Consider the following 19,668-nt stretch of genomic DNA (forward strand, 5'->3'; position numbering starts at 1 on the left):
CCGCCTGGCGGCGCGGACCGCACAGGACCGAACGACGGACGACCCGAGCGGTCACGACCCGGTGAGGACACCGAGATGACAACCATGAACCCGACCGTCGACGCGTCCCTCCCGGACGCCGGCCGCGCGCCCGGCACCCCGGACGCTCCCGCCGAGTACCTCCTGGACGCCGACGAGGTGTCCGAGCTGCGCGCCGCCGCGGAGAAACTCGGCGAGGTCTACGGCGCGCCGAGCCTGCCCGAGTTCTACGACCGCGCGCTCACCGCCGAGGAGTTGCTGCCGGCGGGCCTGCGCACGTTCCTGCTGGAGTACCGGCGCAGCGAGCGCAACGCCTCCTGCCTGGTGCACGGCTTCCCGGTGGACGGCGGCGCGCTCGGTCCCACACCCGGTCACTGGCGCGAGGCGATCCACGGACGCACGGCCCGCGACCAGGAGGTGTGGCTGGCGCTGTGCGGCCTGCTGCTCGGCGACCCGTTCGGCTGGGCGACCCTGCAGGAGGGGCGGATCATCCAGAACATCCTGCCGATCCACGGCGACGAGGACCGGCAGAGCGGGTACGGCAGCGAGGCGCTGCTGGAGTTCCACACCGAGGACGGCTTCCACCCCAACCGCTGCGACTACCTGCTGCTGATGGGGCTGCGCAACCCCGACGCGGTGCCGACCATCGTCGCCTCGGTGAACGACGTCCGGCTCGCCGGCGCCGACCGGGCGGTGCTCGCCGAGGACCGGTTCCTGATCCGCCCGGACACCGAGCACATCCGGCAGCTGGAGACCTCCGCGCCCGGCCACCCGGCGCTGCCCCGGCTGCGCGCGATGGCCGGGCGCCCGGCGCCGACGGCCGTGCTGTTCGGCGACCGGCTGAGCCCGTACCTGCGCATCGACCGCCCGTTCATGGACACCCTGCCCGGCGACACGCGGGCCGAGGCCGCGCTGGACCGGCTGATGGCGGAGCTGCACCGCGTCCAGCGGGACGTCGCGGTCGCCCCAGGCTCCCTGCTGATCGTCGACAACTACCGTGCGGTGCACGGCCGCAGGTCCTTCACCGCCCGCTACGACGGCACCGACCGCTGGCTGAAGAAGCTCACCGTCAGCCGCAACCTGCGCCGCAACCTGAGCGGTTACGCCCTCGACCACCCGCGCGTCATCGTCTGACCCGGCCGGTCCCCACGTACGCGAAAGGCAGCATCGTCATGCGCACCGTCATCGTGTCCGGCGCCTCCAGCGGCATCGGGCAGGCCACCGCCGAACGCTTCGCCCGGGCCGGCGACCACGTGGTCAACCTGGACGTGCGGCCCCCGGCCGCCGGCCGCCCGGACGGGCCCCGGGAGGGCGGCGGCGAGGTCCACCGGGTCACGGCGGACGTCGCCGACTGGGACGCCGTCCGGGACGCCGTCGACCGGGTGGCCGCCGAGCGGGGGCGGCTGGATGTCGTCGTCGCCAACGCCGGCATCAGCGTCCGGCACGGCATCCTGGAGATCACCGAGGCGGAGGCCCGGCGCACCCTCGACGTCAACCTCATGGGCGTCCTCGCCCTGTGGCGGCACTCCGCGGCGCACATGCTGCGCCGGGGCGAGGGGGTGCTGCTGGCGACGGCCTCCGTCAACGGATCCCGCGGCTACCCGCTGTACGCCGACTACAACGCCAGCAAGGCCGGCGTGACGTCGCTGTGCCAGACCTTCGCGGTCGAGCTGGCCCCGCTGATCCGTACGGCGTGCGTGGCGCCGGGGGCGGTGCTGACGCCGATGCAGCGCGCCGAGTACACCGACGCCATGCTCGACGAGGTCAACGCGCGTATCCCGGCCCGGCGGCACGCGCTGCCCGAGGAGATCGCGGAGGTCTTCCACTTCCTCGCCTCGCCCGGTGCGGCCTTCGTGTCGGGCCAGCAGTTCACGGTGGACGGGGCCGAGACCGCCGGGGCGACGACGGCGTTCTTCCCCGGACCCACCGAGCCCCTGCGCTGACCCGGCTTCGCCCGCAAGCCGTCCGACCGAGCCCTAGGGACCGAAGATGTATCTGCAGACCCGCCCCGTCCCGGATCCGGTGGCGCTCGACGAGGTGGACCTCGCCGACCCGCTGCTGCACGCCCGCCACGACCTGGGCCCGCTGTGGCGCCGGATGCGCGCCGAGGACCCGGTGCACTGGCAGCCGGAGGGCGCGCACGGCCCGGGGTTCTGGGCGGTCAGCGGCCACGCGGACGCGGCCGCCGTGCTGGGCGACAGCGAGACGTTCACCTCCGAGCGGGGCAACGTCCTCGACACGCTGCTGGCGGGCGGCGACTCCGCGGCCGGGAAGATGCTCGCCGTCACCGACGGGCACCCGCACCGGGCGCTGCGCAGCGCGCTGCTCAGGCCGTTCTCCCCGCGGTCGCTGGAGGTGGTGGTGGACAGTGTGCGCCGCGGCACCCGCCGGCTCGTCGCGGAGGCGGTCGAGCGGGGCACGGCGGACTTCGCGGCCGACGTCGCCGCGCACATCCCGCTGGCCGCGATCTGCGACCTGCTGGGTGTGCCGGCCGCCGACCGGGGCCACATCATCTCCCTGACGTCCTCGGCGCTGTCGTCCGCGGACGGCGTGCCCGACCAGGAGGCCACCTGGTCCTCGCGCAACGGCCTGCTGCTGTACTTCTCGGAGCTGGCCGCCGAGCGGCGCAGGAAGCCCTACGACGACGTGGTCGGCCTGCTGGTGAACCGGGAGATCGACGGACGTCCGCTGACGCACGAGGAGATCGTCTTCAACTGCTACAGCATCATCATGGGCGGTCACGAGACGACCCGCTTCTCCATGGTGGGCGCCCTGCACGCCCTGATGGAGCGGCCGGACCAGTGGCGGGCGCTGAAGTCCGGTGCCGTGGAGACGTCGTCGGCGGTCGAGGAGGTGCTGCGCTGGACCACCCCGGCGCTGCACAGCGGCCGGACCGCCGCGCAGGACGTGCTGCTGGGCGACCGGTTCGTCGAGGAGGGCGACATCGTCACCGTCTGGATGGCCTCGGCCAACCGGGACGAGCGGGTCTTCGACCGGCCGGACGTCTTCGACCTGTCCCGGACCCCCAACAAGCACCTGTCCTTCGCGTACGGGCCGCACTTCTGCCTGGGCGCCTTCCTTGCCCGCGCGGAGCTGTCGGCCCTGCTGGAGAGCGTGCGGGACCTGGTGGCCGGGGCGGAGCCCGCCGGGGAGCCGGAGTACGTCTACTCCAACTTCCTCAGCGGCATGTCAGCCCTCCCGGTCACCCTCCGCCCCGAGCCCCGGTAGGCCGAGGCGGCGCAGCTCGCCGGTCACGGCCGCCAGCGTCGACTCCGGATGCGTCCGCGGGTAGGAGTGCCCGCCGGGTACGACGCGCGTCCGGGGCGGCGGCGCGCCGTATCCGGCCCAGGGTTCGGCCGCGGAGGGGGCACAGACGTCGTCGTCGGCGCCGGCCAGGACGACGAGCGGGCAGCGCACCGGGACCGGACCGGGCAGGAGGTAGCGTTCGGCGATCTCCAGATCGGCCCGCACCGCACGCAGCAGGTCGCGCAGGAACTCGGGGTGCTCCAGGAGCTCTCCGGGCAGTCCGCCGGTGCGGTGCAGCCAGGCGGCCAGCCTCCGGTCGCCGCTGCCGGTGAGGCGCTCCCGGCCGAGGGGTACGTGCGGGGCCCGGTGGGCCGAGACGACCAGCGCGGCGGGGGCCCGCAGGCCGTGCTGCCGCTCGATGCGCCGGGTGAGCTCGTAGGCCACGACGGCGCCGAAGCTGTGGCCGAACAGCACGTACGGCAGGTCGAGTTCGCCACGCAGCGCATCGAGGAGGGCGTCGGCCAGCGGTTCCAGGGCGTACGGCACCGGTTCGTCGATGCGCGGACCGCGGCCCGGCAGCTGTACCGGGGCGAGCTCGACGCCCCGGGGCAGGTACGGACGCCAGACGGTGAAGGAGGCCGCGCTGCCTCCGGCGGGCGGCAGGCAGAACAGCCGGAGCCGGGCCGGCCCGGCGGCGTACCGCCCGGCGATCCACGGTGCTGCCGGCGCCACGGGGTCAAGGGTGCTCATACGGACCAGCCTTACCCCCGCGGACGCGGCGCGGCCAGGCAGCTCGGCGGCAGCTTGCGCGGTAGCAGCATCGGCGCTCGCGCGCGGAGTTGCCGAGAGCCTGCCGGAGCCGTTACCTGGGGCGGGGTGCCGGACCGCCCTAGCGTCGGCACCATGACTCACACCCCTGCCGCAAGCGCCACCGAGGCCGTGGCTCCCGTGGTGCTCGGGATGACCCGGCTGATCGCCCCGCGCAAGCTCCCCGAGGTCACCGCGGAACACCATCTGATCGGCGACCTGGGCTTCCACTCGCTGGTCCTCGCCGAACTCGGCTACAACCTGGAGGACCTGTACGGTCTGCGGTCGCTGACCCCCGAGGAGGCGATGAAGCTGGAGCGGGTGGGCGACGTCATCGACTTCGTCGTGGGCGAGGTGGCGGCGGGCCACGCCACGCTGGCCACCGACGACGAGGTCGAGCTGCTTCTCGCCCGCTACGACATCGGCGGCCCCGCGGCATGACCGGTCAGGACGTCGACCGGCCGTCCCACGCGCTCGCCGCGGACCTGGACCGGGTCCTGGGCGATCCCGGTGCGGAAAGCGGCCCGTTCAGCTTCGCGGAGATCGTGGCGCACGAGGAGCGCGACGCGCTGCCGGAGGGGGCCGTGGAGCTGCTGCGCTCCTGGGGCTTCGCCCGGTACCTGGTGCCGGAGGCGTTCGGCGGCGGGCTGCGCAATCTGGAACAGCTCTTCCTGCTGACCCGGGTCCTGGCCCGGCGCAACCTCACCGTGTCGGTGATGTTCGGCTCGGCGCTGCTCGGTGTCAACCCGGTGTGGCTGTGGGGCGACGAGGAGCAGCGCAAGCGGGTCGCGCAGGGTCTGCTCGACGGGGATCTGGCGTGCTTCGCGGTCTCCGAGCCCGACCACGGCAGTGATCTGGGGACCAACGGGACGGTCGCGGTGCCGGACGGCGACGGCTATCTCCTCACGGGAGAGAAGTGGCCGGTGGGCAATGCCACCCGGGGCCGCTTCGTCACCGTGTACGCGAACGTCGAGGGCGTCGGATCGTCCTTGCTGCTGCTCGACAAGTCTCAGCTCGCCGAGGGCAGTTGGGGCAACCGACCCTTTGTCCGCACGGTCGGGCTGCGCGGCCACGACCTCAGCGGCCTCTCCTTCGGGAGCACACCGGTTCCGGGCGGCTGTCTGCTCGGCCGTCCGGGCGGCGGCCTGGCCGGGATCCTCCAGGTGCTGCAGATCACGCGGACGGCGATCGGCGCGCTGTCGGTGGGCACGATGGACTCGGTGCTGCGGATCGCGCTGCGGTACGCCCATGAGCGGGAGCTGTACGGCGAGGCGATCTACCGGATCCCGGTGATCCGCCGGCACCTGGTCCGGGCCCACCTGGACCTGCTGATCGCCGAGTGCACGGCGCTGCCGGTGACGCGCTCGCTGTCGGTGGCGCCGTCCCGGCTGAGCCTGTGGTCGTCGGTGGTGAAGTACCTGGTACCGACCCTGGCCGAGGAGGTGGTGGCGGAGGCCGGGCGGGTGCTGGGCGCGCGGAGCTATCTGCGCGAGGAGGTCGCCTCGGGCGTCTTCCAGAAGCTCCAGCGCGACCATGCGATCGCGAGCATCTTCGAGGGCACCACGCACGTCAACCTGCACGGCATCGCCTCGCAGCTGCCCACGGTGGCGCGCATCGCCGACCGGCCGGCGCGCGAGGGGAACACCGTGCTGCGGGAGCTCTTCGACGATGCCCGGGAGGCTCCCCTCTGGCAGCCCTCGGGACGCGCGCTGCGGCTGACCAACGCCGCCGAGGACGAGATCACCCGCGGCTGGGAACCGGCCGTGGCGCGGGCGCGGCTGATCGCCGGGCAGGAGCTGCGCCCGGCCGAGGCGGGCGCCCTGACCAAGGTGCTGGACCGCCTCTCGCTGCTGCGCGGCGGGTTCTACTCCCGGATCGCCGCGGGCACCCTGGACGCGGCCACGGCCGAGGCGCAGGACGCCGCCGCCGAGCACTGCCTGTACCACGCGGCGGCGTCCTGCCTGTACACGTGGCTGTACTCCTTCGAGCGGGAGCGCACCGCGCCCGCCGGTACCGCCTGGCTGGTGCTCGTCCTCCAGCGGCTGCTGTCCCGCCTGGGGCACGCCACGGAGCCGGACGGGGCACTGCTGGCGCCGGTGGAGGAGCTGATGCTCGCGTGTCTGGACGGCCCCGAGCACTTCTCCCTCCGGGCGATCCGGGCGGCCTGCCGTCCGGCATGATCCGCGGCCGCGGGACTCGGCCGGTCCACCCGGGTACGGGACCCGCACCGCGGGCCGTACCCGTCCGGGAGGGCCGGCCGGGTACGGCCGCCGGGTGGCCGGCCCCAGGAAAAGAACACGGGCCGGCCACTTCGCGGACGAGAACGTCAGGCGGCGGAATGCGCCGCGCCGGCCGCGGACACGGTGAGAGCGCGGTACTCCTCCACTCCCTGTCCGGCCGGGGCGGCGGACTGCGACCGCGCACGTGCCACCACGTGCCTGACGAGAGCGTGCACCCGGTACCGGTACTGCCCCTGACGCAGTGTCTGGACCAGTGACGCGTCGACGAGTTCGGCCAGCCGGTGGGACAGCTGGGGCGCCGATCCGACGGAGCCCCGGTGGCCGGCGAGGACGTCGTCCAGCGCGAACGGGTCCGGCAGCGTGACCAGGTCGTGCAGGAGGTCCCGGTGGGGCGCGGGCAGCAGGTCGTAGCTCCAGCGAACGCTCTCGGAGAGGGTGCGGTGGGTGCTCAGCGCGCCCGCGTCGACCTGGTCGAGCAACGGGAACAGGGTCTCCTCCCGCAGCAGCGTGCTGAGCGGCAGGGAGCGCAGACGCTGGGCGGCGATCTCGATGGCCAGCGGCATACCGTCCAGCAGCCGGCAGAGGATGGTCACCTGCGGCAGGTGGGGGGCGAGGTCCAGCGTCGGCAGGCTGGAGCGGACCCGGCGGAGCAGCAGTTCCACCGCGCTCGGCATGCCCGCGCCGTGGTCCTCGGGGCGGCCCACGCGCAGCGGTTCGACCTCCCAGCTCTCGGCCGCCCCGGCGGCCAGGGCCCGGCGCGAGGTGACGAGCAGATGCAGCCCGGGGTGTTCGTCGAGGAGCCGGCGGGCGAGGCGGGCGGTCTGCCGGACGACGCGTTCGGCGCCGTCCAGGACGAGCAGCCGCCGCCCGGTGCCGCCGAGGTCACCGGTCAGATTCCCGGTGAGAGCGTCCAGTTCGGTGCGGCTGCGCACCGGCTCGAGATGTTCCGGCGCGCAGTCGCGCAGTTCGGCGACCGCGACGCCGTCCGGGAAGAGCGGGCGCAGCCGGTACGCCGCCGCGAGCGCGAGCCGGGTCTTGCCCACGCCGCCGGGTCCGGTCAGGACCATCAGCCGGCTGCGCTGCGCGGAGGCCAGGATGTGCCGCATGTCCGTCTCACGCCCCACCAGCGGGTCGCCGAGGGGGCGGGGTCCGTGCCAGGGCGCGAGTTCCGCCCCGTCCTGCTCGGACCGGGTCCGCTGCGCGGGGACGAGTGATCCGTCCCCGGTGTCCCAGACGGTCGGGCCGGCGGGCGCGGCGGGCGCGCCGCCGAGGGCGTTGAGCAGCAGCTCGACGGAGCTCCGGCGCGGGTTGGTGTTGGAGCCGGTCTCCAGGTTCCGGATCGTGCGGACACTCACACCAGAACGCTCCGCGAGCTCTTCCTGGGTCCAGCCTGAAACCCGTCGCTGGTTCACCAGGAATTCACGTAGCTGATGTACATCCATTCTGCCGAAGGAAAAAAATCCGGCGTGAATCACCATTGACAGAATCCCCCTTGGAAAGCAAACTGTGCGACCCCCCGCACCTATCCCCGTGAAAACCTCGCACAGCGGCGGGTCGCTCCCCTCATCGGCCGATCGGCCGGTTCAGACGGTTGACCGGATCCCCACAAAGTCAACTGCAATACATTCTTGTTTTGGCCAAGACCGGACCCTACTCGACCAAAACAACGAGCGGGAGTTCCCCTCTCGGCAGGAAAGCGTCACATGACCGCTTCCTGCCATCCACTGCCGGGGGAAACACCTTCCGACAGCGGTCCGGACCAATCCTCGGCGGTCAGGCAGACGGCCGCCACCAGATAGCCGGAACGCACTGCCCACCTCCCCTCGAACCGGTGCCGCCGCCCGGGTGCCACACCCCGGAACGAGCCATCCCCGGTCACGCTCACCACGAAGTCGCGGATGCCGTGACGGCGCCCCAGCCAGGGGGAGAACGCCTTGTAGGACGCCTCCATGGCACAGAACACCAGCCGGTCCGCCGGTGGTCCGAGCGTCGCGCGCAGAGCGTCCGCCGCCGGGTGCCCGGCGCCCGGCAGGAGGCGCCCGGCGACGGCGGCGGGCAGCGGTTCGGCCGGTTCGGCGTCGATCCCGAGGGAGGCGTACGTCCCGGCCGGGGCCACGACGGCCGCCCGGTAGCCGGGGCAGTGGGTCATGCTGCCGACCGCCCCCCGGGGCCACCGAGGAGCGCCCGACACTTGCGGAACGAGTGGTTCCGGCGGGATTCCCAGCCGGGCCAGCGCCCTGCGCGCACAGCCCCGGACCGTGGTGAACTCACGCCGGCGCTCCTCGGACGAGCCCCGCACCACGGCCTGTTCGGAGGGAAACAGGCAGGCCGCCGCTTCGGGACCGGTGTCGCCGTACGCCTCGCACAGTTCGACGCCTGCGGGAACCAGGTGGTCGGGCACTACGTCCCCCGCTGAGATCGACGTCGGTTGGTACGGTCGGCGCCGAAGATACTCCCGCACATATGCGAACGACGTGTAGAGACGGCCGACGGCCCGAGGAGTGACGGAATGACGGGGACACGGGGGTGTGACTCCAGCTTGCGGAGATTAGGGCTCGATGGACTGACTCGTCCGGTGTATACGCAGCTCATCGCGGGGCGGTACCGGGAAGCGGACGAACTCGCCGCCCGCCTGGGCGTTCCGGCCGACGACGTGCGCACGGCGCTGGAGCGACTGACGGAACTGGGCCTGCTGCGGACGTCCGGCGAGGACCTCGGCGAGTTGGTGGACCCCCGCCTGGCCCTCAAGGCGCTGCTGCTGCGGCAGATGTCCGGGATCGAGGACCGGCTGCGGGAGTTCGAGGAGGACCGCGCCGCCGTCACGGCCCTCATCGACCGGTACTCCGAGGCGTGGCCGGGCGGCCGGGAGCCCGGTTTCGAGTACGTCAGCGGCCACGCGGCCGTCACCGGCCGGCTGCACGAACTGTCCCGCTCGGCGGACACCGAGTGGCTGGCCCTGCTGCCCGACGGGCCCGCCCCGGCGAGTTGGCTGGAACCCGCGCAGGAGCTGCACCGGAGGGTCGCGGCCCGCGGTGTGGCGAACCGCGCGGTCACCACGGACAGCGTGCGCGGTGACACCCGCTCCGCCCTGCGCACCGTATGGGAGGCCGAACCGGACTGCCGGGTGCGCACCGTTCCGTCGCTGCCCGTGCACCTGCTCCTCGTCGACCGCTCCCTGGCACTGCTGCCCGCCCATCCGCGCGACCCGTGGCACCGGGTCGTCCAGATCACCCTTCCGGGGGTCGTCGAGGCGCTGAGCTCCCTGTTCGAGCGGGCCTGGGAGAGCGCGATACCGCTCGACTCCAGCGGGCCGGGACTCGACGGGAACGGGCTCAGCCCGCGCGAGAAGGAACTGCTGCGCCTGATGGCGCGCGGCCTCAACGACGAGGCGATCCGCCGGCGTCTCGGCGTCTCGCTGCGCACCGTGCGCCGGATCGTCGCCGAACTGTGCGCACGGCTGGGGGCGGCCAGCAGGTTCGAGGCGGGATACCAGGCGGCCAAACGCGGCTGGATCTGACGGCTGCCGGGGGCGGCAGCACCGGCGGCAACTTCCCCTCCCCCCGAGTTGCCGGTGCGCTGCCTGGCCGGGCCGGTGGCGCTTCGGCCAGCATGCTGGTCGGGATCCGCGGCACCGGCCCGGACCAGGGAACGCACGGACGGACGGGGAACGGACGACGATGGCGCGGTCACGTCCCGAGGACGCCGAACAGACCACCGAGGACACCGGGCGGAGCGCCGGGGACTCCGGGAAAGCGGGCGGTGACACCGGACAGAACGGGAAGCCACCGTCGTTGTGGCGCGACCGCGACTATGTCGTCTGGTGGTCGGGCGAGGGCCTGTCGTCGCTCGGCAACAGCGTCTCGACGCTCGCGTTCCCCCTGCTCATGCTGCACGTGACCGGATCGGCGGCACAGGCGGGCACCATCACGGTGCTGCACATGCTGGGCCGGCTCGGCACGCTGGTGCTCGGCGGGGCGCTGTCGGACCGGGTGTCGCGACGCCTTCTGCTGGGCCTGGCCGCGCTGGTCGAGGCGCTGTCGATGGGGGCCGTCGCCTGGCTGGTCTACCGGGGCGACCCCTCGGTCCTGGGGCTCGACACGCTGGCGTTCGTCAGCGGACTCGGGGCCGGGCTGCGATCCGGCGTGACCTCGCCGGTGCTGCGCCGGATCGTGCCGAAGGAGCGGATCGCCGACGCCACGGCGCAGGGCATGGGCCGCGACATGCTGGCCCAGCTCCTCGGCGCCCCGCTGGGCGGCCTGCTGTACTCGATGGCACGCTGGATACCGTTCCTGTTCGACGCCATCTCCTTCCTGTTCATCACCCTCAGCTCGTTCCTCATCCGCCGGCCGCTCGGCCCGGACCGACAGGACGACGGGGAGGACCGGCCGGGCCTGGCCGCCGACGTCAAGGACGGGCTGCGCATGATCCGGCGCAGCGACTACCTGGTGTTCACCCTCGTCTGGGGCGCCGCACTGAACGCGGTGGCGCAGGGCTTCACCCTGCTCTTCGTGGTCATGGTGCAGCACCGGGGCGGCGGACCGACCACCATCGGCGCGGTGACCTCCCTGGCGGTCGCCGGCGGCGTGATGGGGGCCGTGCTGGGTCCGTGGCTGATGCGGCGTATCGGCGCCCGCCGCGTCCTGCTGCTGTCCGCCTGGCTGTTCACGGCCTCCTTCGCCGCGGTGGCGGTCGCGCCCCGGCCCTGGCAGATCGGCCTGGTGTTGATGGTCGGCATGACCAGCATGATCCCGATGAACGTCGTCACGGAGTCCTACGAGATCCGGCTGGTCCCCGACGCGTATCTCGGACGGGTCGCGGCCACCGGGCAGTTCGGCTTCCAGGCCGTGCAGTGGACCGGACCGCTGGTGGCCGGCGTACTCGCCGACTCACTGGGCGTGGCGCCGGCCGTGCTGGTCCTGGCCGCCGCCATGGCCGTGCTGGCGCTCACCCTGCACCTGGGCCGGCGCCGCCTCGCTCTCCTGGACGTTCCGCTCGATCAGGTCCAGGAGCTCCCGGCCGATGACGCGGGACCCGTCCTGACCCCCGCGGACGACGCCGTGCTGATCCGATCGTCGAAGGACCGGACGGGCTGATCCACCCCGTCCGGCAGGAAGGAACCACGCATGGACACGTCATCGGAACCGGGCATCGTCGCCATGGGCATGGCCTTCGGCGAGCGGCATGAGGTGGCGGCGACGGCGGCCGGCTACGTTCCCGATCCCGAGGCGGTCATGGCCCTCGGCTACCGGACCTACCACCGCGCCGCCCCCGGCGTCACCGCCGTCGATCTGGCCGCCGGGGCCGCGCGGGAGGCCCTGGAGAACGCCGATGTCGTCCCCGCCGATCTCGACCTGATCGTCGTCGGCAACTCCGACGTCCCGGACTACCTGGGCTGGGACCCCTCGGCGGCCGTGGCGCGGGCCCTGGGCGCACACGGCACGCCCACCACGCTGTTCACGCAGGCGTGCGCGGCATGGTCGCCGGCCCTGGACCACGCCGCCGGTGCGATGGCCCTCTCCCCCGGCACCGGGACCGCGCTGGTGGTCATGGTGAACGTGATGAGCGAGGCGCACGGCAACCGGATGGACTTCAACGGCTGTGTGGCCAGCGACGGAGCCGTCGCCGCCGTCGTCCGCCGCGGGCATCCGCGGCTGCGCCGGCTGTCCTCGGCGCAGTTCACCAACCCGGAGTACGCGGACCTGTTCCGCATCGAGTACGGCGGGGCGGCCGTGCCGCTGCCGCCGCCGGGACGCGGGCTGAAGGACGTCAGCCCGATGGCCTCCGTCTACCGGCATTTCGACCGGGACCCGGAGCGCTTCCAGGCGTTCATGAAGGAGATCACCGCGCGGCTCGCGGACGTCGTCGACGAGGCCCTGGCACGCGCGGGGCGGGACCGGTCGGAACTGGCCCGGTTGATCCATATCAACGACAGCCGGCAGACGTTCCGGGCGGTGTCCGACGCCGTCGGCATCCCCCTGGACCGCACCAACGCCGAACTGGCCCGCTCCCTGGGCCATATGGGCTGTGCCGACCAGCTGGTCTGCCTCTGGCGGCACATCGAGGCCGGTGAACTGGCCCGCGGGGACCTGGTGGCCCTCACAGGTGTCGCGTCCCCCGGGATGCACTGGTTCTGCACGCTCGTCGAAGTGTGAGACGGCCCGCCCAGCACGTCAGCAGCTGCGAAAGGACCCAACGGAACATGGCCGCCGATCCCCCCTCCACGCCGGTGATGCCTCCCGCCCCCTCCGAGGCGGACATCGCCGGTTTCCTCGTCGAGCGCTTCCTGTCCGGGCTCGACGCCGCAGATCTGGATCCGGAGTACGACCTGCTCGCCACCGCGGTGATCGACAGTCTCGGGATCCTCCACATCGCGTCCTGGCTGGCGGACGAGCACGGCGTCGAACTGCCCGACGAGGAGCTCGCCGGACGTAACTTCCGCACCGTGCGCGCCATCCGGGCCACGGCCGGGCGCGCGGTCGCCGGCCAGGGGCGCTCATGACCGCCCCGCTGCCCCTCGCGGCGGCGTTCACCGCCCGTGCCGCCCGGCGGCCGTCCGCCCCCGCGCTCGTCTGGGAGGGCCGGACGACCACCTACGGCGAGCTGCACGCCATGGCCTGCCGTGCCCGTGCCCAGGTGGAGGCCGCCGCGCCGCACCCCGGCCGCCCGGTGGGCCTGCGCCTGCGGAAGTCACCGGAGGCGGTGGCCCTCGTCCTGGGCTGTCTGATGGCGGGCCGCGCCTTCCTGCTGCCCTCCCACGAACTGCCCGACCTGCCGCTCAAGGAGTTGTACCAGCAGGCCGGATGCGCGGTGGTCCTCGGCCTGACGGGCGATCCGCTGGTGGACGTCGTGGTGGACCCGTCCGGCGCCGCTCCGGGCGCCGGTGCGCCGCGCCCGCCCGCCGGGGTCGCCGAGGGCGACACCGGCTTCCTGCTGACCACGTCCGGTTCGACGGGTCTGCCGAAGATCGTGCCGCTGTCCCAGGGGGCCGTGGCCCGGTTCACCGCGTGGGCGGCGGACACCTTCCCCCTGGGTCCGGGCTCCGCGGTCCTCAACTACGCGCCGCTCAACTTCGATCTGTGCCTGCTGGACGTGTGGAGCACCCTCGCCCGCGGCGGGACGGTGGTGCTGGCCGACCCCGAGCGCGGCACCTCGGCGCGCTATCTGCACGACCTGGTCGCCGGCCACCGCGTGACGCTGGTCCAGGGCGTCCCGCTGCTGTTCGAGCTGCTCATCCGGGCCGCGGCCGGGGCGGGCCCGCTGACCACCCCGGAGCACCTGGTTCTCGCGGGCGAGGCGATGCCGGCCCGGGTGCTGGCGGGCCTGCCCGGGGTGTTCCCGCACGCCCGCTGGTTCAACAACTACGGCTGCACCGAGACGAACAACAGCTTCCTCCACGAGGTGGACCGCACCGCGCCGGTCAGCGCACCGCTGCCGATCGGCCGCCCCCTGCCCGGCGTGCGCTGGCTGATCACCGGGGACGACGGCCGCGCCCTGACCGGTCCCGGCCAGGGCGAACTGCTCGTCAGCACCCCCTTCCAGACGACCGGTTACGTCAACGTGCCCGGCGGCCCGAAGTTCGCCCCGCACCGCGACGGTGTGCCCGGGGTGGTGTACTACCGCAGCGGCGACGTCGCCCGGTGGCACGAGGACGGTTCGCTGAGCGTGCTCGGGCGGACCGACCACATGGTCAAGGTGCGCGGTACCCAGGTCAGCACCCAGCACGTCGAGAGCATTCTGCTGGAGCACCCGGGGGTCGCGGAGGCGGCCGTCGTCGCGCTCCCGGACCCGGTCGCCGGTCACCGCCTGCACGCGCGCGTCCGGCCGGCCGCGCCCGGCTCCGTGGGTGTCCTGGCACTGCGTCAGTACTGTGCCGAGCGGGCGGTGCGGGCGGCCGTGCCCAGCGCGTTCGAGATGGTGTCCGAGCCGTTGCCGAGGACGTCGACGGGGAAGGTCGACCGCAACCGGATCCGGGAGTCGCTGAGCACGGCCTGACACGAGCACGAAAGGAGGGCTGCCCGGCCGTGGCCGGGCAGCCCCCCTTTCCGCCGTCGCCCGCCGTCAGCGCAGCGCCGTGCGGAAGGCCTTGGCCACCGAGGTGACGCCGATCGCGAGCACGATGACCGCCGCCCCGCCGTAGGCCGATTCCCGGGACTCCCACAGGGTCGTGGCGTCGGCGAGGAAGTCGGGGTTGAACAGCTCCTGCCGGTACAGCACCCAGGCCAGCGGCAGCGTGAACACCGCATGGGCGAGCGCGTACCAGCCGGCCAGCCGCACGGTCCAGCCCTGGCCGGCCACCCGGGCGACCCCGACCACCGCGAGGCCGGCGAGACCCGCCAGAACCGGCCACAGCCAGCCCTCCCACAGGTCCGGGTTCAGCACCTCCAGATGTTCGCCGCCGTCCGCCCGGTACGGCTCGGCGGTGTGCTGCCAGACGATCAGCGCGAACAGCAGCACGTTCCACGTCACGGCGGTCAGCGCCGCGAGGCCGCCCCGGTCGGGCCGCGGGACGTCGGGCAGTTCGTCCGGTGTCCAGCGGTCGCCCGTGGTGCCGCGGCGCTGCCGGATCCGCTCCGTCACGCCGAACACCACCGTGACCGCGGCGACCACCTGGGCGCCGACGCCTATCAGCGTGCCGGCGCCGACGCGCAGGGCCGCACCGGGGCCGCCTCCGTCGGCCATCTCCAGCAGTGCGAGTCCGAGGGAGAGGGCCGGCAGCACGCCGGCCAGCAGCGCGACCATCACACGCACATAGGCGGGATACAGGTCGGGCCCGATCAGGACCAGCGGCCGTTCGGTGCACCGGGCCGCGTACCGCACCGGGTCCCCCAGCTCGCCGAGCACCTCCCGCTCGGCCGCCCGGTGGTCGTCGGCGCCGCGGCCGTCGATGGTGTCGGCGATGGTGGCCCGGAGTTCCCGGGCCATGTCGTCACGCTGGTCCGCCGGAAGCCGCCGGACGACCTCGTGGACGTAGCGCTCGGTGAGCACCCCCGTACTCATTCGTTCTCCTTGGTGAGTCGTGAGATCGAAGCGACGAGATCCTGCCATTCACGCACCAGGCCCTCCCGGACCCGGGATCCATCGGGACTGACCGAATAGAACTTGCGCGGCCGGGACTCGTCGGTGTTCCACTCGCTGGTCAGCAGCCCCTGTTTCTCCAGGCGCCGCAGCAGCGGGTACAGCGTGTTTCCGTCGACGGTGACCCCCGCGTCGTCGAGCGTCTCCAGAAGCGCATAGCCGTACTGCGGTTTCCGGAGCAGCGCCAGACACGCGAGCACCACCGTCCCGCGGCGCAGCTCCTGCGCCTGGCTCAGGGTCAGTTCTTCTACGGACACGACGCACACAATACTGTGCGGCGCACACTAATGTCACCACCCAGGCATGCGGGCGCTCCCCGGATTCCCGGAAGCACTGGGCGACGCCACGCCGCACGAGGGAGAGCAGGGACCCGGCGGCCGTCTCACCGTCCGCGCACCCCCGGTGTCCGCTTGTCACCGGGGCGGTCGGGGCACTACTGTCGCCACGCCTTGGTGACGGGAAATCGGTGCGATACCGGTGCGGCCCTCGCCACTGTGATCGGGAAGTCCGGCTCCGGCCCTCGCGGGCAGCCACTGGGTCCTCCGGGACCCGGGAAGGCGGAGCACGGGCGGTGGTACCCGTCAGCCAGGAGACCGGCCAAGGCGCGTCAACCATCCACGAGGTGCTGGAGAGGGTCTGCTGAGCCATGCACATTGCCGAGGGTTTTCTGCCTCCGGCGCACGCGGTCGCCTGGGGCGTCGCGTCGGCGCCGTTCGTCGTCCACGGAGCCCGGTCGCTCGTCCGTGAAGTGAGGGAACATCCCGAGAGCACCCTGCTGCTCGGCGCGTCGGGAGCCTTCGTCTTCGTCCTGTCCGCTCTGAAACTGCCGTCCGTGACCGGGAGTTGTTCCCATCCCACCGGCACAGGGCTCGGTGCGATCCTGTTCCGGCCGCCGGTGATGGCGGTGCTGGGCACCATCACCCTGCTGTTCCAGGCGCTGCTCCTCGCCCACGGCGGGCTGACCACGCTCGGCGCCAACGTCTTCTCGATGGCGGTCGTCGGCCCGTGGGCCGGGTACGGCGTCTACCGGCTCCTGCGCCGCTCGGGCGTGCCGCTGATGGGCGCCGTGTTCTGCGGCGCGTTCACCGCCGACCTGTCGACCTACTGCGTGACCAGCGTGCAGCTGGCGCTCGCCTTCCCCGACTCCGGCAGCGGATTCCTGGGCGCGCTGGGCAAGTTCGGGTCCATCTTCGCCGTGACGCAGATCCCGCTCGCCGTGAGCGAGGGGCTGCTGACCGTGCTGGTGATGCGCATGCTGGTGCGGTCGAGCAAGGGGGAGCTGACCCGCCTGGGGGTGCTCGCGGCCTCGGTGGCCGGGCGCGGGCCGGCCGGGGCGGTGGCCCGATGAGCCGTCACGCGAAGGTCAACGGTCTGCTGCTGCTTCTCGTGGCGGCGCTCGCCGTGATTCCGCTGGTGTTCGGACTCGGCGACCACAAGGAGGAGCCTTTCGCCGGCGCGGACGCCGAGGCGGAGACGGCGATCACCGAGATCGCCCCTGACTACGAACCCTGGTTCTCCCCGCTGTACGAACCGCCGTCCGGCGAGGTCGAGTCGGCGCTGTTCGCCCTTCAGGCGGCGATCGGCGCGGGCGTCCTCGCGTACTACTTCGGACTGCGGCGCGGGCGGCGGCAGGCCGGGGCGGAGGCGCCTGCGCGGATGCCGGACGCGACGGCCGCGACGGCCGGCGCGGGCGGTGGCGGGGCCCTGCCGGGGGCCACGCCGGACTCCGCCGGCGGCGGCACGGCCGTCCCCGGGCCGCGGGACTGAGCCTTCGTGCTGGCGATCGACGCGGCGGCGCACAGCAGTCGGTGGCGCCGCCGCCATCCCGTGGAGAAGGCCGTGCTGGGGCTGGGGCTCACCGTCCTCGCGATGTCGCTGCCGGCCTGGCCGGGCGCGGCCCTGGTGCTGGTGACCGCGGCCCTGGTGCTGCTCGGGCCGGCGGGTGTGCCCGTACGGCGGCTGTGGCGGGCGTACCGGGTGCCGCTCGGCTTCTGTGTGACCGGTGCGCTCCCCCTGCTCGTCCAGGTCGGCGGGCTTGGGGGCTTCGTGTCCCCGGCGCCGGACGGGCAGCTGCGCGCCGCGGAGTTGCTGCTCCGTACGTCGGCCGCCTCCCTCGGCGTGCTGCTGTTCGCGTTCACCACGCCCCTGTCGGATCTGCTGCCGCGTCTGGTGCGCGCCGGAGTGCCCGCGCCGCTCGTGGACGTCGCTCTGGTGACCTACCGGATGAGCTTCCTGCTGCTGGACTCGGTGCGCCGGATCCGGGACGCGCAGGCGGCCAGGCTGGGGCACACCACGCGAGCGGCGGCGTGGCGTTCGCTCGGCGGGCTCGGGGCCACCGCGTTCGTCCGGGCCTTCGACCGGGCGGCGCGGCTGCAGACGGGGCTCGCCGGACGCGGCTACGACGGCACTCTGCGCGTGCTGGTGCCCGAGGCCCGTGTCTCCGTCCGGTTCACGGTGCTGAGCGTGGCGCTGCTGGGGGCGCTGGCCGCCCTGACCTTCGTACTGGAAAGGCCGTCGTGGTGAGCGGGTCCGCGCTGGTGGCGCTGCGGGAGGCGTCCTTCGGGTACGAGGACGGCCCGCCGGTGTTCAGCGGGCTCGACTTCGAGGTGCGCGAGGGGCGTGCGCTGGCCCTGCTGGGGCGCAACGGCAGTGGGAAGACGACGCTGATGCGGCTGCTGAGCGGAGGACTGCGGGCGAACGGCGGCGAGTTGACCGTCGGGGGGCGGGTGGTGCGCTACGACCGGAAGGGGCTGACGGCGCTGCGCACCACGGTGCAGCTGGTGGTACAGGATCCCGACGACCAGTTGTTCGCGGCGTCCGTCGGCCAGGACGTGTCGTTCGGGCCGCTCAACCTCGGCCTGCCGGACACCGAGGTACGCGCCCGGGTGGCGGAGTCACTCGCCGCGCTGGACATCACCGCGCTCGCCGACCGTCCCACGCACCTGCTGTCCTACGGGCAGCGCAAGCGGACGGCGATCGCGGGCGCGGTCGCCATGCGGCCCCGTGTGCTGATCCTGGACGAGCCGACGGCCGGCCTCGACCCGGACGGCCAGGAACGTCTGCTCACCACGCTCGACGGGCTGCGTGCGGGCGGCACCACGGTGGTGATGGCCACCCATGACGTGGATCTCGCGCTGCGCTGGGCCGACGACGCCGCCCTGCTCACGCCGTCGGGAGTGCGCACCGGTGCCGTCTCCGGCCTGCTGGCCCGTACCGATCTCCTCCGGGCCGCCGGTCTGCGGCTGCCCTGGGGGGTGGCGGCCGGTCATTTCCTGCGGGTGCGGGGGCTGTTGGCCGAATCGGACGCGGGCCCCCGCACTCCGGAGGAGCTGGCGGCCATGGCCGCTCCCTGGGAGCTCTGACCGCCGGGCGCCACAGGCTCCTACACGGCCGACCGGAAGGCGGGCAGGTATCCGCCCGACTGTCCCGCGGCCTTCGGGTGGTAGGAGTTGCCGATCGGGATGGTCACGCTGTGCAGCCAGGCGGCGCCCGAGCAGAGTTCGTGTCCGGTGAACTCGTCCACCACGCTGGAGTAGGTGAACCCGGCGTCGGCCGCCCGCTTAGCGATCACTCCGTTCAGCACGTCCCCCGCACGGTTGATCGCGGAGCGCTCGGTCTCGGTGAGGCCGGCGATGCAGCTGCCCGACAGCTTGTAGAAGCGCGGGTATCCGAGGACCACCACGTGCGCCTGCGGGGAGCGGGAGCGGATGGCGGAGTACAGCGAGTCGAGCCTGCCCGGCAGGGAGTTCTGCATCTGCGAGACCGCGGTGTCGACCCGGGAGACACAGGTGGCCTGGCTCTGCAGCACGCAGGCCTGCATGACGTCCGCGAAGCCGATGTCGTTGCCGCCCGCCGTGACACTGACGAGCGTGGTCGAGGAGGACAGTGCGCCCAGCTGGCTGCCGGCCACGCTCGTCGTCGTGGCGCCCGAGCAGGCGACGAACCTGAACGACGACGGGGCGTTGGCGTTCTTCCACAGCTGGGGGTATGCCTTGGTGCTGCGCTTGCAGTCACCGCTTTCGGACGTGTAGCTCCCGGCGCCCACTCCGGAGGAGTAGGAGTCGCCGAGAGCCACGTAGTCGTGGCCTGCGGCCGTGGCGGGTCGCGCCAGGCCGAGTACGGTCGCGGCACCCATCAGCAGGGTGGCGAGAGTTGCTCCGAGGGAACGCACTGACACGTGTCTCCGCCCTTCACAAGCGAAACTCACAGCGGTAGTTGAGGAAGCAAGCTCGGTTGTAGCAGGCTTCGATACCGCCCAGTAGCTCCCGCGGCGAAAGTCATC

Annotated in this window: 20 protein-coding genes and 1 riboswitch; of the genes, 14 read left to right on the forward strand and 6 right to left on the reverse strand. The window is 73.0% G+C overall.

All coding sequences use genetic code 11. From position 1 onward, the window contains the following. Positions 1-75: 75 nt before the first annotated feature. Genes gntD through HTV45_RS23330 form a run of 3 tightly spaced genes read left to right on the forward strand, consistent with a single transcriptional unit; the run spans position 76 to position 3,246 of the window. Positions 76-1,152, forward strand: a complete 1,077-nt coding sequence (gene gntD / locus HTV45_RS23320; RefSeq protein WP_215207804.1) for a guanitoxin biosynthesis L-enduracididine beta-hydroxylase GntD — start codon at positions 76-78, stop codon at positions 1,150-1,152. Positions 1,153-1,190: 38 nt separating this feature from the next. After that, the gene (locus tag HTV45_RS23325) at positions 1,191-1,961 is read left to right on the forward strand and encodes an SDR family NAD(P)-dependent oxidoreductase (RefSeq protein WP_215207805.1); all 771 of its coding nucleotides are present in this window, start codon (positions 1,191-1,193) and stop codon (positions 1,959-1,961) included. Between the two features lie 46 nt (positions 1,962-2,007). Next, a complete protein-coding gene (locus HTV45_RS23330; RefSeq protein ID WP_215207806.1) occupies positions 2,008-3,246 on the forward strand; it encodes a cytochrome P450 in 1,239 nt (412 codons plus the stop codon). Here the strand turns inward: HTV45_RS23330 and HTV45_RS23335 are convergent. Further along, complete coding sequence (locus HTV45_RS23335; protein ID WP_215207807.1) at positions 3,208-4,014, reverse strand: thioesterase II family protein; 807 nt, start codon at positions 4,012-4,014, stop codon at positions 3,208-3,210. The two genes, HTV45_RS23330 and HTV45_RS23335, sit on opposite strands and share 39 nt — an antisense overlap. 153 nt (positions 4,015-4,167) lie before the next feature. On the opposite strand from HTV45_RS23335, the gene HTV45_RS23340 reads away from it, so the two are divergent. After that, positions 4,168-4,512 carry an acyl carrier protein gene (locus HTV45_RS23340; RefSeq protein ID WP_215207808.1) on the forward strand — a complete coding sequence of 115 codons (345 nt, stop codon included), beginning with the start codon at positions 4,168-4,170 and terminating at the stop codon, positions 4,510-4,512. After that, complete coding sequence (locus HTV45_RS23345; RefSeq protein ID WP_215207809.1) at positions 4,509-6,251, forward strand: acyl-CoA dehydrogenase family protein; 1,743 nt, start codon at positions 4,509-4,511, stop codon at positions 6,249-6,251. Before HTV45_RS23340 ends, HTV45_RS23345 begins: the two co-directional genes overlap by 4 nt. Before the next feature lie 146 nt (positions 6,252-6,397). Here the strand turns inward: HTV45_RS23345 and HTV45_RS23350 are convergent, their stop codons facing one another. Next, positions 6,398-7,789, reverse strand: coding sequence for a helix-turn-helix domain-containing protein (locus HTV45_RS23350; protein ID WP_215207810.1), 1,392 nt, complete (start codon positions 7,787-7,789; stop codon positions 6,398-6,400). 221 nt (positions 7,790-8,010) lie between these two features. Beyond that, entirely contained in the window at positions 8,011-8,712 is a 702-nt protein-coding gene (locus tag HTV45_RS23355; RefSeq protein ID WP_215207811.1) for a 4'-phosphopantetheinyl transferase, read from the reverse strand. 174 nt (positions 8,713-8,886) lie between these two features. Here HTV45_RS23355 and HTV45_RS34880 point away from each other — a divergent pair, with 174 nt between their 5' ends. The 5 genes from HTV45_RS34880 to HTV45_RS23380 all read left to right on the forward strand — a co-directional run bounded on the left by HTV45_RS34880 (position 8,887) and on the right by HTV45_RS23380 (position 14,303). Beyond that, a complete protein-coding gene (locus HTV45_RS34880) occupies positions 8,887-9,828 on the forward strand; it encodes a helix-turn-helix transcriptional regulator (RefSeq protein WP_215207812.1) in 942 nt (313 codons plus the stop codon). Positions 9,829-9,988: 160 nt separating this feature from the next. Then, positions 9,989-11,404 carry an MFS transporter gene (locus tag HTV45_RS23365; RefSeq protein WP_215207813.1) on the forward strand — a complete coding sequence of 472 codons (1,416 nt, stop codon included), beginning with the start codon at positions 9,989-9,991 and terminating at the stop codon, positions 11,402-11,404. A gap of 30 nt (positions 11,405-11,434) precedes the next feature. Next, positions 11,435-12,463 carry a 3-oxoacyl-ACP synthase III family protein gene (locus tag HTV45_RS23370; protein ID WP_215207814.1) on the forward strand — a complete coding sequence of 343 codons (1,029 nt, stop codon included), beginning with the start codon at positions 11,435-11,437 and terminating at the stop codon, positions 12,461-12,463. Between the two features lie 47 nt (positions 12,464-12,510). Beyond that, positions 12,511-12,810 carry an acyl carrier protein gene (locus tag HTV45_RS23375; protein ID WP_215207815.1) on the forward strand — a complete coding sequence of 100 codons (300 nt, stop codon included), beginning with the start codon at positions 12,511-12,513 and terminating at the stop codon, positions 12,808-12,810. Continuing rightward, entirely contained in the window at positions 12,807-14,303 is a 1,497-nt protein-coding gene (locus tag HTV45_RS23380; RefSeq protein ID WP_215207816.1) for an AMP-binding protein, read from the forward strand. The genes HTV45_RS23375 and HTV45_RS23380 overlap by 4 nt, the downstream gene beginning before the upstream one ends. Positions 14,304-14,369: 66 nt before the next feature. On the opposite strand, the gene HTV45_RS23385 is transcribed toward HTV45_RS23380, so the two are convergent. Next, positions 14,370-15,308 carry a hypothetical protein gene (locus tag HTV45_RS23385; RefSeq protein WP_215207817.1) on the reverse strand — a complete coding sequence of 313 codons (939 nt, stop codon included), beginning with the start codon at positions 15,306-15,308 and terminating at the stop codon, positions 14,370-14,372. Continuing rightward, positions 15,305-15,643, reverse strand: a complete 339-nt coding sequence (locus tag HTV45_RS23390) for a PadR family transcriptional regulator (RefSeq protein WP_215207818.1) — start codon at positions 15,641-15,643, stop codon at positions 15,305-15,307. The genes HTV45_RS23385 and HTV45_RS23390 overlap by 4 nt, the downstream gene beginning before the upstream one ends. A gap of 176 nt (positions 15,644-15,819) precedes the next feature. After that, positions 15,820-16,003: riboswitch (cobalamin riboswitch) on the forward strand. Positions 16,004-16,032: 29 nt separating this feature from the next. On the opposite strand from HTV45_RS23390, the gene HTV45_RS23395 reads away from it, so the two are divergent. Genes HTV45_RS23395 through HTV45_RS23410 form a run of 4 tightly spaced genes read left to right on the forward strand, consistent with a single transcriptional unit; the run spans position 16,033 to position 18,748 of the window. Then, positions 16,033-16,734: an energy-coupling factor ABC transporter permease gene (locus HTV45_RS23395; RefSeq protein ID WP_215207819.1), complete on the forward strand. Its 702-nt coding sequence runs from the start codon at positions 16,033-16,035 to the stop codon at positions 16,732-16,734. Further along, complete coding sequence (locus tag HTV45_RS23400; protein ID WP_251692609.1) at positions 16,731-17,153, forward strand: energy-coupling factor ABC transporter substrate-binding protein; 423 nt, start codon at positions 16,731-16,733, stop codon at positions 17,151-17,153. Before HTV45_RS23395 ends, HTV45_RS23400 begins: the two co-directional genes overlap by 4 nt. Before the next feature lie 6 nt (positions 17,154-17,159). After that, the gene (cbiQ, locus tag HTV45_RS23405) at positions 17,160-17,909 is read left to right on the forward strand and encodes a cobalt ECF transporter T component CbiQ (RefSeq protein WP_215207820.1); all 750 of its coding nucleotides are present in this window, start codon (positions 17,160-17,162) and stop codon (positions 17,907-17,909) included. Then, positions 17,906-18,748 carry an ATP-binding cassette domain-containing protein gene (locus tag HTV45_RS23410; protein WP_215207925.1) on the forward strand — a complete coding sequence of 281 codons (843 nt, stop codon included), beginning with the start codon at positions 17,906-17,908 and terminating at the stop codon, positions 18,746-18,748. Before cbiQ ends, HTV45_RS23410 begins: the two co-directional genes overlap by 4 nt. Before the next feature lie 20 nt (positions 18,749-18,768). Here HTV45_RS23410 and HTV45_RS23415 read toward each other — a convergent pair whose 3' ends face one another. Next, positions 18,769-19,563, reverse strand: a complete 795-nt coding sequence (locus HTV45_RS23415; protein ID WP_308309738.1) for an SGNH/GDSL hydrolase family protein — start codon at positions 19,561-19,563, stop codon at positions 18,769-18,771. Positions 19,564-19,668 lie beyond the last annotated feature (105 nt).

The sequence above is a fragment of the Streptomyces sp. CHD11 genome (assembly GCF_018638295.1).
Classification (GTDB): Bacteria; Actinomycetota; Actinomycetes; order Streptomycetales; family Streptomycetaceae; genus Streptomyces.